This window comes from Streptomyces sp. NPDC047525 (genome assembly GCF_040643025.1).
In the GTDB taxonomy this organism is placed as follows: domain Bacteria; phylum Actinomycetota; class Actinomycetes; order Streptomycetales; family Streptomycetaceae; genus Streptomyces; species Streptomyces durmitorensis.
The window spans coordinates 14,048-27,016 of record NZ_JBEYTL010000030.1 but is presented as its reverse complement, the minus strand read 5'-3'; the positions used below and the strand labels follow the sequence as shown (position 1 = coordinate 27,016).

The following is a 12,969-nucleotide window of genomic DNA, read 5'->3' as shown; positions in this document are numbered from 1 at the left end:
ACGGCCCACGTTTGTCCATGGGCCCGCGGCAACCTGAGTCACTACGTTCCCGCACATGCCCCTACGCCGCACAAGCATCGTGGCCCTCACCGCCCTGGCCCTGGCAGGGGCCACAACAGGCCCAGCCACCGCCGCCAAAGCGGCGACGTACTACCTCGACTGCGAGAAAGGCGACGACTCCGCGGCCGGGACCACCGGAGGGACCGCCTGGCGCAGCCTGGAGAAGGCCGGCGCCCACACCTACGCCCCCGGCGAGAAACTCCTCCTCAAGCGAGGCACAAGCTGCACGGGGGTGCTGGCTCCCAAAGGTGCGGGTGCGGCCGGCGCCCCCGTGCTGATCGACGCCTACGGGAGCAAGCGCGCCGCCAAGCCGCGCATCGAGGCGAACGGCGCCCGCGCCGCCCTCCACCTCGTCAACACCGAGCAGTGGGAGATCAAGAATCTCGATCTCTCCAACACCGGGCCCGCAACCACCACCGACCGCCGCGCAGGGCTCCTGGTCCAGCTCACCGACTACGGCACGGCCGACCACTTCCTCGTCGACGGAGTCGACGTCCACGACGTGAACGGGGCCGACTTCAAGGACCCCGACCCCTCCGGCGGCATCCTCTTCGTCGTCCAGGGCGACACCACCCCCACCCGCTTCAACGGCCTCCGCGTCGAGGACTCCACCGTCCGCCGCGTCGACCGCACCGGCATCGGCACCATGTCGACCTGGGGCAGCGGCACGGACGCCGACGCCGAACTCCTCGCCAGCGGCGTCGAGTTCGTACGCAACAAGGCGTACGACATCGGCGGCGACGGCATCGTGATCCACGAGACCCGCAAGGCCCGCGTCGAGCACAACTACGTGGACGGCTTCAACATGCGCTCGGCCGGATACAACGCGGGCATCTGGGCCTGGGAGTCGCAGGACGCGCTCTACCAGTACAACGAGGTGACCGGCGGCCACGGGACGCGCGACTCGATGGCGTACGACATCGACGGCGGCAACGTACGCAACACCTACCGCTACAACTACAGCCACGACAACGAGGGGGGATTCCTCCTCGTCTGCAACGGCGAGGGGAAGGTCAGCGACGGCAACCGCATCCACGACAACATCAGCGTCAACGACCGCAACACGGCATCTCCTTACGCCGTGATCTCCGTCGTCTGCGGAGCCGCCACCGATACTCAGGTCTATCGGAACACCGTCGTGACCGACCGCGCCGACACCGCTCTCGTCTCCAACAACGGGCCCACCGGCGTCACCTTCCGCGACAATGTCTTCGTGGGTGCTCCTGGCGCCGGGTCACCCATCAAGGACACCGTCAGCACCTTCAGCAACAACCTGTACTGGCGCACCTCTCAGCCCCGCGACACCAGCGCCGTCAACGCGGACCCGCAGTTCGTCTCCACGGCTCCGGGCTCCCCCGGCGACATACGGCTCAAGCCGGGATCGCCCGCTCGCGGGATCGGCACCGCCGTCGACGACGGGACCGTCCGCGACTACTTCGGGAATCCCATCCCCGACCCGCCCAACCTCGGCGCCGATCAGGGGAGTTGAGCCGCCACCGCGGCAAGCAGCTCCACCACGCCCGGCGGGCCGTCCACCACCAGGTCGGCCCGCTCGGCCAGTTCCGCCACCTCACCGCTGCCGCTGCACACCAGGAGGCCCTTCACCTGGTCCGAGCGGAGCTTCTCCACGGCCGCGAAGGCGGGCAGGTCGCCCAGGTCGTCGCCCGCGTACAGGACGGTCTCGGCGCCCACCTCGCGTACGTAGTCGGCGAGGGCCACGCCCTTGTCGATGCCCGGGGGCCTCAACTCCAGGACCAGGCGGCCCGGTTCGACGATCAGGCCGTGGCGGGACGCCAGCTCGGCGAGGGGTTCGCGCAGCGCCTCGAAGGCGGCCTGCGGGTCCTGTGCGCGGCGGGTGTGGACCGCGACCGCGCGGCCCTTCTCCTCGATCCACGTGCCGCGCCAGGCGCCGATCGTGTCCAGGAAGCCCGGCAGTTCGGCGCGCACGGACGCCACGCCCGGGTGCGGCTCGGCCGCGTGCACGGTGGAGGAGACGGCGTCCCAGCGCTCGGCTCCGTAGTGCCCGAGCACGACGAGGTGTTCGAGGGCAGGGACGCCCGCGAGGCCGCCGTAGCGCACCGCCACGCCCGCGGGGCGGCCGGTGACGACGGCGACGGACAGCACCTTCGGCGCGAGCGCCGCGAGTGCGGGGACGGCGTCGGGGTGGGCGCGGGCCTGCTCGGGGTCGGGCACGATCGGGGCGAGCGTGCCGTCGAAGTCGAGCGCGATCACGGCCTTCTCGGGCCGCGCGAGGAGCGCGGCGAGCCCCTCGCGCCCCGCGGCGGTCACGGGCTCGGGCAGCTCGGGAGAGTACACAAGGTCACCCATGGGCCTGACCCTACGCTCAACGCTCCCCGCGCCGGGACTCCCTGACGCGCCGAAGCCGGTTGACGGTGACCGGATCGTGCGCCAGGGCGCGGGGGTCGTCGAGCAGGGCGTTCAGGAGCTGGTAGTAGCGCACCGGCACCAGGCCGAGCTGCTCGCGCACGGCCCGCTCCTTGGCGCCGGGACCACTCACCCAGTCGCGGCGCTCCAGGGCGAGGATCGCGCGGTCGCGCTCGGAGAGGCCGGTGTCGTCCGTCATACCGGCCACGCTATTCCGCGTTCTCCTCCGTCGCCGCCTTGGTCTGGATCTGACCGAGGATCGACGCCGGATTGCCGTTCTCGTCGACGGTCTTGCCGATGTACTTCTTGACGTCGACGGAGACCTGCGCCCAGGACGTCTTGCCCACGGGGTACAGCTGCGAGGTGGGCAGCTCGTCGAGGAACTCGGCGAGCGCCTTGTCGTTCTTGTTGCCCGTCATCTCCTGCGCGGCGGAGGTCGTCACGGGCAGCAGGTCGTACTCGCGCGAGAAGTCCAGGACGTTCTTGGTGCTGTAGGCGAAGTCGAGGAACTTGCCGACCTCCTCGCGGTGGCCCTTCTGCTTGAAGGCCATCATCCAGTCGGCGACGCCCATCGTGGCCTGGGCCTTGCCGTTCACCCCAGGCATCGGCACCATGCCGTACTTCACGCCCTTCTTCGCGGCCATCTGCATCAGCGTGGGGTGGCCGTTGAGCATGCCCACGTCGCCGCGTGTGAAGGCGGCGAAGGCCTCGGCGCGGTCGAGCTTGGCGGGGGGCGTGGGGCCCGTCAGGCCCTTGCCGACCAGCTCGTCCTTCAGCCAGGTGAAGGTCTTCACGTTCTGCGTGGAGTCGATGTCGTACGTGCCGACGTTGTCGGTGTAGCCGCCGCCACCGCTGAGCAGCCACTGCATCGTCTCGGCCTGCGCCTCTTCCTTGCCGAGCGGCAGGGCGTAGGGAATCTTCACGCCGCGCGCCTTGAGCGCCTTGGCGTCGGCCGCGAGATCGGTCCAGCTCTGCGGCGGGGTGAGGCCGGCGTCCTTGAAGATCTTCTCGTTGTAGAAGAGCAGGCGCGTGGAGGAGGCGAACGGCATGCCGTACTGGACGCGCTTGACCTCGCCCGCCTCGGAGAGGGGGGCCATGAAGTCGGCCTGGGTGGAGATGGAGACCAGGTCCTCGGTGCGGTACAGCTTGTCCTGCGCGGCGTAGTCGGCATACGCGCCGATCTGGGCCATGTCAGGGGCGTCGCCCGCCTTGACCATCTCCTTGACCTTGCGGTCGACGTCGGTCCAGGAGTAGACGTCGACGTCGACCTTGATGCCGGGGTTCTTGGCCTCGAACTTCTCGGCCAGCGCGTCCCAGTACTTCTGGGAGCTGTTGGCCTTGGAGTCGCCGTAGTCGGCGGCCACCAGCTTGAGGGTGACGTCGCCGGAGTCGCCCGGACCGCCGCAGCCGGCGAGTACCGCCGCCATGCCCAGTGCGGCTATCGCCGCGGTCAGTCCTGTCGCGCGCCGCTGCACAGCTGTTCCCACCCTCGATGATCTACGTGAACTGCGATTTTCCCTCGCGTATGGACACGAGGTCTACACCACCTCAGTATCGCTTGTGCAACGGCGTACCAATGACGTCCCACCGGCAAGGAGCCTTGACGCATGTCGCGTACCGCAGCAGAGATAGCAACTCAGCCCGCCTGCTGGCACCGGGCGGCCGATGCCGCCTCGGCCTTCGACGGACTGCCGAAGCCGGGCGAGCGGGTCGCCGTCACCGGGTGCGGGACGTCGTGGTTCATGGCCATCGCGTACGCGGCGCTGCGCGAGGCCGCCGGGCAGGGCGAGACGGACGCGTTCGCGTCGTCGGAGTTCCCCGCCGGGCGGAAGTACGACCGGGTGGTCGCGATCACCCGCTCCGGTACGACGACGGAGGTCCTGGAACTCCTCGGCGAGCTGAAGGGCGTCGTCCCCACCACGGCCCTGACCGCCGACCCGAAGACGCCGGTCATGGACGCGGCCGACTCGGTGGCGGTCCTGGACTGGGCGGACGAGGAGTCGGTCGTCCAGACCCGCTTCGCCACGACCGCCCTTGCCTTCCTGCGGGCCGGGCTCGGGGACATCCCCGGCGTGAAGTCGATCGCCGACGCGGCGGTCGACGCGGAGCTCGCGGTGACGGAGCCGTTGCCGGCCTCCGTGGTCGCCGCTGAGCAGTGGACGTTCCTGGGGCGTGGCTGGACGTACGGGCTCGCCCTTGAGGCCGCGCTGAAGATGCGGGAGGCGGCGGGGGCGTGGACGGAGTCGTACCCGGCGATGGAGTACCGCCACGGGCCGATCTCCATCACCGGCCCCGGCCGGGTGGCGTGGATGTTCGGCGTGCTTCCTGAGGGGCTCGCGGGGGACGTGGCCCGGGTGGGCGGGGAACTGGTCGCCCGCGAGGAGCTGGATCCCCTGGCGGACCTCGTACGGGCCCAGCGGCTTGCCGTGGCCCTGGCCGAGTCCCGGGGCTTCGACCCCGACCGCCCGCGGAACCTGACGCGGAGCGTCATCCTGAGCTAGTCCCGTCCCGTCTTGAGCGGGCCCGGTCTCCTCCGGAGGGTGGGTGGGTGACCCTAAACCGCCGCTTCGCGGCGGATGTCTCCCACCCACCCACCCGTTTACCCCGCAGCGATTACCCAAAGTGGACTAGACCTCTCGCGGCCGACGCGCGAGACTGTCCCCGTGAGACACGTCATCGCCCTCGATGTGGGCGGCACCGGAATGAAGGCCGCCCTGGTCGGGACGGACGGCGCGCTGCTCCACGAGGCGCGGCGGGCCACCGGCCGGGAGCGCGGGCCCGACGCCGTGGTCGAGTCCATCCTCGACTTCGCCGCCGACCTCCGCGCCCACGGGATCAAGGAGTTCGGGGAACCCGCCGCCGCGGCAGGCGTCGCGATCCCCGGGATCGTCGACACCGAGCGCGGCATCGCCGTCTACGCCTCGAACCTCGGCTGGCGCGACGTCCCCATGCGCGAGCTCCTCAGCCGCAGGCTGGAAGGCGTACCCGTGGCCCTGGGCCACGACGTCCGCACCGGCGGCCTCGCCGAGGGCCGGATCGGCGCGGGCAAGGGTGCCGACCGGTTCCTGTTCGTGCCGCTGGGCACCGGCATCGCCGGAGCCATCGGCATCGGCGGCGGCATCGAGCCCGGCGCCCACGGCTCGGCGGGCGAGATCGGCCACATCATCGTGCGCCCCGGCGGACCCCCCTGCGGCTGCGGCCAGCGCGGCTGCCTGGAGCGGCTCGCCTCCGCGTCCGCGGTGAGCGAGGCCTGGGCCGCGGCAAGCGGTGACCCGGACGCGGACGCCGCGGACTGCGCGAAGGCCGTGGAGTCGGGCGACCCGCGGGCACGGGAGGTCTGGCAGAACGCCGTCGACGCGCTCGCCGACGGCCTCATCACGGCCCTCACCCTCCTGGACCCGCACACTCTGATCATCGGTGGCGGTCTGGCCGAGGCCGGGGAAACCTTGTTCACACCCCTGCGGGCGGCCATGACGGCACGCATCGTCACGTTCCAGACCCAGCCCGTCATCGTCCCGGCCGCCCTGGGGGACACCGCCGGGTGCCTGGGCGCGGGCCTGCTCGCCTGGGATCTGCTCGAAGGAACCGACCCCGCTCCCGACCCCACCCAATCCACGGAGGTAACCGCCTGATGGCCACTAGCAAGGTCCTCGCCGGTGCTCAGGTGGTCCTGCCCACCGGGACCCTTTCCAACGGCCGTGTGATCGTCGACGGCACGCGCATCTCCGGGAGCGCTCCCGCGGACGCCGAGACGATCGACCTCCCGCCCGGCCACTGGGTGGTCCCCGGCTTCGTCGACATCCACAACCACGGCGGCGGCGGTGCCTCCTTCACCTCCGGCAGCGTCGAGGACGTGCTCAAGGGCGTCCACACGCACCGCCTGCACGGCACCACGACCGTCGTCGCCTCCACCGTCACCGGCGAGATGGACTTCCTCGCCCAGCGGGCCGGGCTGCTGGCCGAGCTGGCCGAGCAGGGCGACATCGCGGGCATCCACTTCGAGGGTCCTTTCATCTCGCCGTGCCGCAAGGGCGCGCACAGCGAGGCGCTCCTGCGCGACCCCGACCCCGCCGACGTCCGCAAGCTGATGGACGCGGCCCACGGGCGGGCCAAGATGTTCACGCTCGCCACCGAGCTGCCGGGCGGCATCGACTCCGTGCGCCTGCTCGCAGAGCACGGCGTGATCGCGGCCATCGGCCACACGGACGCGACGTACGAGCAGACGCAGGAGGCCATCGACGCGGGCGCCACCGTCGCCACGCACCTCTACAACGCGATGCCGGCCCTCGGGCACCGCGCGCCGGGCCCGATCGCCGCGCTCCTGGAGGACGAGCGGATCACGGTCGAGCTGATCAACGACGGCACGCATCTGCACCCCGCCTCGTTCGAGCTGGCCTTCCACCACGCGGGCGCGGCCCGCACCGCGCTCATCACGGACGCGATGGACGCGGCGGGCTTCGGCGACGGGCAGTACATGCTCGGCCCGCTGGAGGTCGTGGTGTTGGACAGCGTCGCGCGCCTCGTCGAGGGCGGCTCGATCGCGGGCTCGACCCTCACCCTGGACCGCGCGTTCAAGCGCTCGGTGACCGTCGACCGCCTCCCGGTCGAGGACGTCGTGCGGGCGATCTCCGCCAACCCGGCCAGGCTGCTGGGGATGTACGACACGGTCGGCTCGCTGGAGCCCGGCAAGGACGCCGACCTGGTGGTCCTGGACGCGGAGTTCGAGCTGAAGGGCGTCATGCGCAAGGGCGAGTGGGTGGTTGCGCCCCATTAGGCGCAACTGGGGCGATTTCACCTCCCGCTGCCGCGCCGTTGAAGTGGCAACAAACAGCAGGCGGTTGGCCCGGACCTCTGGGCCAACCGCCTTCTCTTTGGCATGATCAGCCCCGAAAGAAGCCGACAGCAAGCGCGTTCGCACGTGATCTCGGGGGTGAGTGACAAGTGATCCTCACAGTGACGCTGAACGCCGCCCTGGACATCACCTACCGCGTCCCCGCCCTCGTCCCGCACGCCTCGCACCGCGTCACCGAGGTCACCGAACGCCCCGGCGGCAAGGGCCTGAACGTCGCCCGCGTCCTCGCGGCCATCGGCCACGACGTGACGGTGACGGGCTTCGCGGGCGGCGACACGGGCCGCGTCCTGCACGAGCGCCTCGCGCACGAGCCCCGCGTCACGGACGCGCTCGTGCCCGTGGAGGGCTCCACCCGCCGCACGCTCGCCGTGGTCGACGCGGCCACCGGCGACACCACGCAGCTGAACGAGCCGGGCCCCGCGATCTCACCCGCGGAGTGGTCCGCGTTCCGTGAGTCGTACGAGGATTTGCTGCGCCGGGGCACGACCGCGGTCGCGCTCTGCGGGAGCCTGCCGCCGGGGGTCCCGGTCGGCGCGTACGCGACGCTCGTACGGGCGGCGCGCGCCGCCAAGGTCCCCGTCCTCCTGGACACCAGCGGCGAGGCGCTGCGCCGTGGCGTCGCGGCCCGCCCCGACATCGTCAAGCCGAACGCCGACGAGCTGGCCGAGCTGACCGGCTCCCACGAGCCCGCCCAGGCGGCCCGTGACGCCCGCCGCAGGGGCGCGCACGCGGTGGTGGCATCGCTGGGCGCGGAGGGCCTGCGTGCCGTCACTCCGGAGGGCACCTGGCAGGCGGCCCCGCCCGCCCTCGTGCGCGGCAATCCGACCGGCGCCGGTGACTCGGCGGTGGCGGGCCTGCTCTCCGCCCTGGTGGAGGAACTCCCGTGGCCCGAGCGCCTCGCACGGGCCGTGGCGCTCTCGGCGGCGACGGTCTCGTCCCCCGTGGCGGGCGAGTTCGTGCCCTCTGTGTACGAAGACCTGCTCACGCGGGTCGCGGTGACCGGGGAGGCCACCGCGGCGTGACGGCACGCGTCACCGCGTGGGCGACGCACAACGGGCCGTACCGGCCCAGGAATTGGGGACATTCATCGTGCCACTCGTATCCACCGGCGACCTGGTAGCCGACGCGCGCACCGCGGGGCGCGGAGTCGCCGCGTTCAACGTGATCACGCTGGAGCACGCGGAGGCGATCGCCGCGGGCGCCGAGCAGGCGGGCAGCCCCGCGATCCTCCAGATCTCCGAGAACGCCGTGAAGTTCCACGGCGGCAACCTGTCCGCGATCGCGGCGGCGGCAGCGGCGGTGGCGAAGAGTTCCTCGTCCCCGCTCTCCCTGCACCTGGACCACGTCACGGACCCGGAACTGCTGCGGGCCGCGCACCCCGACGGCTTCAGCTCGGTGATGTTCGACGCGTCGAAGCTGCCGTACGGCGAGAACGTCAAGGCGACCGCGGACGCGGTGCGTTGGGGCCACGAGCGGGGCATCTGGATCGAGGCGGAGCTGGGAAAGGTGGGCGGCAAGGAGGGCGAGGCCCCGCTGGACGCACACGCTCCGGGCGTCCGCACGGACCCCACGGAAGCGGCGTCCTACGTGTCGGACACAGGAGTGGACGCCCTCGCGGTGGCCGTCGGCTCCTCGCACGCGATGACGTCCCGCACGGCAACACTGGACCACGAGTTGATAGCCGCCCTCACGGCCGCCGTCCCGGTCCCGCTGGTGCTCCACGGCTCAAGTGGCGTACCGGACACGGAGATCCGGGCGGCGATCGCGTCCGGCATGGTGAAGATCAACGTGGGCACGGCCCTGAACACGGCGTTCACGGGAGCGGTCCGGGAGTACCTCACCACCCACGAGACGGGCGTAGACCCCCGGAAATACCTCGCCCCGGCTCGCGAGGCGATGGCCGGGACGGTGGCGGGGTTCCTGGGGCTCCTGAAGCAGCCCCAGGATTGACCCCGGGCGGGCGGTGGAGGGTCAGCCGTTGCTGCCCTCCACGAGCCACATCTGGTCGATGTTCGCCCCGGTCGTCCCGCACAGGTCGCTCTGGGCACAGGTGAGCGTGACCGCGTTGGTGCCCTTGTTGAGCTGGACCACCGCCCAGGTGTTGGTCCAGCCCTTCTCCCAGTCCCCTTCCTCCGCGTGGGCGAAGTTCTTCATGTTCAGGGGACGGGTCTGCTTCTTGCCGTTCACGAGGATCGTGGCGTTGGAGTCCTTGCCGGGGACGCCGTACTTCACGTGGAGGCTGTACGAGCCTGCCTTGGGGATGCCGTTGACGGTCCACGTCACCTGGGCGCCGACCTTGTCGAACCCGGCCACATAGGAACCGCCCGCGGACTCGGCGCCCTCTATGTCCGAGGCCGTCGTCGTGCCGCCCTCCAGCTTCAGCGCCTTCGCGTCCGTCTTCGGGAGCTCGACCGGGTCCGCCGGGTCCTTCGTCGGCTTCTCGCTGGGCTTGACCGTCTCGCCCTGCGTCGAGCCGCCGCCCGCCTCCTTGCCGTCGCCCTCGTCGCCGCCGCCGGACAGCATCGCCGCGGCGATCCCGATGGCGACGACCGCGACGACCGCGATCGCCGCGATCAGGAGGCCCTTGGTGTTGGGGCCGCCGCCGCGACCGCCGGAGCCTCGGGACGCCGGGGTGTACTGCGGTCCCGCGGGGGCTCCGCCGGGCTGCGTCTCCGGGGCGGCGTAGTGCGCGTTCGGCTGGCCGTAGGCCTGCTGCTGCTGCGGGGGCACCTGCTGGCCGTACGTGGGCGCGGCCTGCGTGCCGTAGGCGTTCGGGCGGCGGTCGCCGACCGCGCGCACCTGGTTGTACGAGGACCGGGTGCCCGGGTATCCGTAGCCGCCCCCGCCGCTGGGCGGGGTGGCGCCGGCCGCCTGTCCGTCTTCGTACAGATAGCCGAACACGTCGTCGTCGCCCTCTGGCGCGTTCGGCGTAGGTTCGCCGTTATTGCCGGGCGTCATTCCCAGGTCACTCCCTCATATCGCTGACCGGGGGAGCCTACCCGCTCCGGGTGAGGTCACGGGGTGGCGTTGACCTCATCCGGACCCTCAGCCCGCCCGCCTGTGCTGCTTGGCACGGGACCGTTTCTCCACGTACATCCGCTGGTCAGCGGAGTGCAAGACTTCGTCTGCCGACATCCCGCAGTGCGCCCAGCCGATGCCGAAACTGGCCCCCACACGGACCGCACGCCCGTCCACCCGGATCGGCGGGATGATCGCGTTCCGCAGCCGCACCGCGAGGTCCTGCGCGTCGGCGCGGCCGAGCCCGTCCGCGAGGACGACGAACTCGTCGCCGCCGAGCCTGGCGACCGTGTCCCCGTCGCGGACGCCGCTGGTCAGCCGCCTCGCCACCTCGATGAGGACGGCGTCACCGGTGTGGTGCCCGAAGCGGTCGTTGATCGACTTGAAGCCGTCGAGGTCGCAGAAGAGCACCGCGAGGCCCTTGGTGCCGTCGTCCGTGTCGCCGTGCCCCTCGGGCGGCGCGACGGTGTGCACGTGGTGGTCGAAGCCCTCGCCGCCCTGCTGGAGGGCGTGCGCGTTGTTCGAGCCGTAGTCGAAGCTGTGCTGCCCGTCCGCGTCGTACACGCCGTCGTACGCCGCATCCAGCGAGTCCACCGCGCTCGGCTGACCCGCGTGCGGCCGACGACAGAGACGGGCGCTGAGGCGCGAGCGCAGCTCGGCGGAGTTCGGCAGGCCGGTGAGGGAGTCGTGCGACGCGCGGTGCGCGAGCTGGAGCTCGCGGCGCTTGCGCTCCTCTATGTCCTCGACGTGGGTCAGGAGGAAGCGCGGCCCGTCCGCCGCGTCCGCGACGACCGAGTTGCGCAGGGACACCCAGACGTACGTCCCGTCGCGCCGCGCCAGGCGCAGCTCGGCGCGGCCGCCCTCGGCGGAGGTCCGCAGGAGCGTGCCGATGTCCTCGGGGTGCACCAGGTCGGAGAACGAATAGCGGCGCATCGCGGACGCGGGGCGGCCGAGCAGGCGGCACAGGGCGTCGTTCGTGCGCAGGATCCGCCCGTGCTGGTCACCGCCCATCTCGGCGATGGCCATGCCGGAGGGCGCGTACTCGAAGGCCTGCCGGAAGGACTCCTCGCTGGCCCGCAGCGCCTGCTGCTCGCGCTCCAGGCGGACCAGGGCGCGCTGCATGTTGGCGCGGAGCCGTGCGTTGCTGATCGCGATCGCGGCCTGGAAGGCGTACATCTGGAGGGCCTCGCGGCCCCAGGCGCCGGGCCTGCGGCCGTTGCGCGGCCGGTCCACGGAGATCACGCCGAGCAGTTCGCCGCCGGCGGCTCCGGTGGCGTACATCGGAGCGAAGAGGCGGTCGGCGGGGTGCCACTCGTCCTCGAAGCGGGGCTCGGGTCCGTCGGTGTACCACTGCGGGACGTCGTCCTCGTCCAGGACCCAGCCCTCGGTGTACGAGATGAACCTCAGGGCGCCCCAGGCCTCGCCCATGGAGAGCCGCTTCTCCCAGGCGTCACGGGAGCCGACCCGGCCGGTGATGAGCGCCTCGGCGGCGGTGTTGCCCGCGAAGGCGGCGACGACGAGATCGCCGTCAGGGCGCACGAGATTGACGCACGCCAGCTCATAGCCAAGGCCGTTGACCACGCCGTCGGCGACGGTCTGCAGCGTGTCCGCCAGGCTCCGGGCCGTGTTGAGATCCGCCACCACCTGATGCAGCTGCCGCAGGGTCGCAAGACGGACGTACGGCTCCGACTCGGTCTCCATTGCTCGCTCTCCCCGAGACCTCGACAGCAACTCCAGGATTCGCAGCGCCCTTACTGTTCTCTCAGTACCTGAGTTCTCTCAGTGTCTGATTGCCACCGTCACTGAATCACAGCGAGCAGCTCACCCGGTACACAGGGTCAACAAAATATGGGTCCTGTGACTCAAGTCACAGGTGGGAAGCCTTCGTTGGTCCAGTCCACTTGCCCGAAGCGGGCCCGAAGCGTGCCCGGTGAGGCCACCGACGGCCTCCCTCGGCCATCGGTCCTAGGCCTGGTCTCGGCCCAGGGCCCGATGTGGTGACGGGGTCGGCGGGGCTAGCGTCGCTCCCGTGGTTCCCGTACTGAAGACATCTCCGGAGAGCGCTCCAGCGACTCCCCCAGCACCTCCCTCCCCACGCGTCCCGTCCCCCGGCGGGCATCCTGTGGGGGTGAGCAACGAAGAGTTCCGCGCCGCCATGTCCCGGCTCGCCGCGGGCGTGGTCCTGGTGACCGCCTGCGAGCCGTCCCTCGACGCGGACGACCCGCAGGCACCGGTCGGCGAGGACGTCGGCATGACCGCGACGGCCTTCCTCTCCGTGTCCCTCGACCCGCCGCTCGTGCTGGTCAGCCTGCGTGCGGGCTCCCGGATGGACGACCTGCTCGACGAGCAGCCGCTGTGGGGCGTCTCGGTGCTCTCCGAGAGCCAGCGCCACATCGCGGGCCGGTTCGCGATGAAGGGCAGGATCAGCGACCGGCTGCTCTTCGAGGACATCCCCTACGCAAGGGGAGAGACGTCAGGGGCGCCCTTGGTCGGCGGCGCGCTCGCGACGCTGGAATGCCGGACCGAACAGACAGTGACGGCGGGTGATCACACCCTCGTCATCGGGCGAGTACTTTCGGCTGATCTGCCGAGCGCCGACGGGGGCCCGCTGATGTATTTCAAGGGGAAGTACCGACAGCTGGGCTGACGGATCC

General features: G+C 71.3%; 12 protein-coding genes. 7 read left to right on the top strand and 5 right to left on the bottom strand.

Features of this window, described 5'->3' with window-relative positions; genetic code table 11:
- Nucleotides 1-55 precede the first annotated feature (55 nt).
- Nucleotides 56-1,549: a right-handed parallel beta-helix repeat-containing protein gene (locus ABZ833_RS43585; protein WP_361059113.1), complete on the top strand. Its 1,494-nt coding sequence runs from the start codon at nt 56-58 to the stop codon at nt 1,547-1,549.
- Here the strand turns inward: ABZ833_RS43585 and otsB are convergent.
- The 3 genes from otsB to ABZ833_RS43570 are packed head-to-tail and all read right to left on the bottom strand — an operon-like array spanning nt 1,537 to nt 3,872.
- On the bottom strand, nt 1,537-2,388 hold the full coding sequence (gene otsB, locus ABZ833_RS43580; RefSeq protein WP_361059111.1) for a trehalose-phosphatase: 852 nt from the start codon (nt 2,386-2,388) through the stop codon (nt 1,537-1,539). The genes ABZ833_RS43585 and otsB overlap by 13 nt on opposite strands.
- Before the next feature lie 16 nt (nt 2,389-2,404).
- A complete protein-coding gene (locus ABZ833_RS43575) occupies nt 2,405-2,644 on the bottom strand; it encodes a DUF3263 domain-containing protein (RefSeq protein WP_249589195.1) in 240 nt (79 codons plus the stop codon).
- Nucleotides 2,645-2,654: 10 nt separating this feature from the next.
- A complete protein-coding gene (locus ABZ833_RS43570; protein WP_361059178.1) occupies nt 2,655-3,872 on the bottom strand; it encodes an extracellular solute-binding protein in 1,218 nt (405 codons plus the stop codon).
- A 180-nt stretch (nt 3,873-4,052) separates the two neighbouring features.
- Here ABZ833_RS43570 and ABZ833_RS43565 point away from each other — a divergent pair, with 180 nt between their 5' ends.
- From ABZ833_RS43565 to ABZ833_RS43545, 5 genes are all read left to right on the top strand, one after another.
- Complete coding sequence (locus ABZ833_RS43565; RefSeq protein ID WP_361059110.1) at nt 4,053-4,946, top strand: sugar isomerase; 894 nt, start codon at nt 4,053-4,055, stop codon at nt 4,944-4,946.
- 162 nt (nt 4,947-5,108) lie between these two features.
- Nucleotides 5,109-6,077: an ROK family protein gene (locus ABZ833_RS43560; RefSeq protein WP_361059108.1), complete on the top strand. Its 969-nt coding sequence runs from the start codon at nt 5,109-5,111 to the stop codon at nt 6,075-6,077.
- On the top strand, nt 6,077-7,219 hold the full coding sequence (nagA, locus tag ABZ833_RS43555; protein WP_361059106.1) for an N-acetylglucosamine-6-phosphate deacetylase: 1,143 nt from the start codon (nt 6,077-6,079) through the stop codon (nt 7,217-7,219). Before ABZ833_RS43560 ends, nagA begins: the two co-directional genes overlap by 1 nt.
- Before the next feature lie 167 nt (nt 7,220-7,386).
- Nucleotides 7,387-8,319: a 1-phosphofructokinase family hexose kinase gene (locus ABZ833_RS43550; protein WP_361059104.1), complete on the top strand. Its 933-nt coding sequence runs from the start codon at nt 7,387-7,389 to the stop codon at nt 8,317-8,319.
- 67 nt (nt 8,320-8,386) lie between these two features.
- Nucleotides 8,387-9,247 (top strand): class II fructose-bisphosphate aldolase, encoded by an 861-nt coding sequence (locus ABZ833_RS43545; RefSeq protein ID WP_361059102.1) that lies wholly within the window; start codon nt 8,387-8,389, stop codon nt 9,245-9,247.
- Between the two features lie 21 nt (nt 9,248-9,268).
- On the opposite strand, the gene ABZ833_RS43540 is transcribed toward ABZ833_RS43545, so the two are convergent.
- The gene (locus tag ABZ833_RS43540) at nt 9,269-10,255 is read right to left on the bottom strand and encodes a carbohydrate-binding protein (protein ID WP_361059101.1); all 987 of its coding nucleotides are present in this window, start codon (nt 10,253-10,255) and stop codon (nt 9,269-9,271) included.
- 87 nt (nt 10,256-10,342) lie between these two features.
- A complete protein-coding gene (cdgB, locus tag ABZ833_RS43535; RefSeq protein WP_249589188.1) occupies nt 10,343-12,016 on the bottom strand; it encodes a diguanylate cyclase CdgB in 1,674 nt (557 codons plus the stop codon).
- A gap of 421 nt (nt 12,017-12,437) precedes the next feature.
- Between cdgB and ABZ833_RS43530 the strand changes: the two genes are divergently transcribed.
- The gene (locus tag ABZ833_RS43530; protein WP_361059099.1) at nt 12,438-12,962 is read left to right on the top strand and encodes a flavin reductase family protein; all 525 of its coding nucleotides are present in this window, start codon (nt 12,438-12,440) and stop codon (nt 12,960-12,962) included.
- Nucleotides 12,963-12,969: the final 7 nt, after the last annotated feature.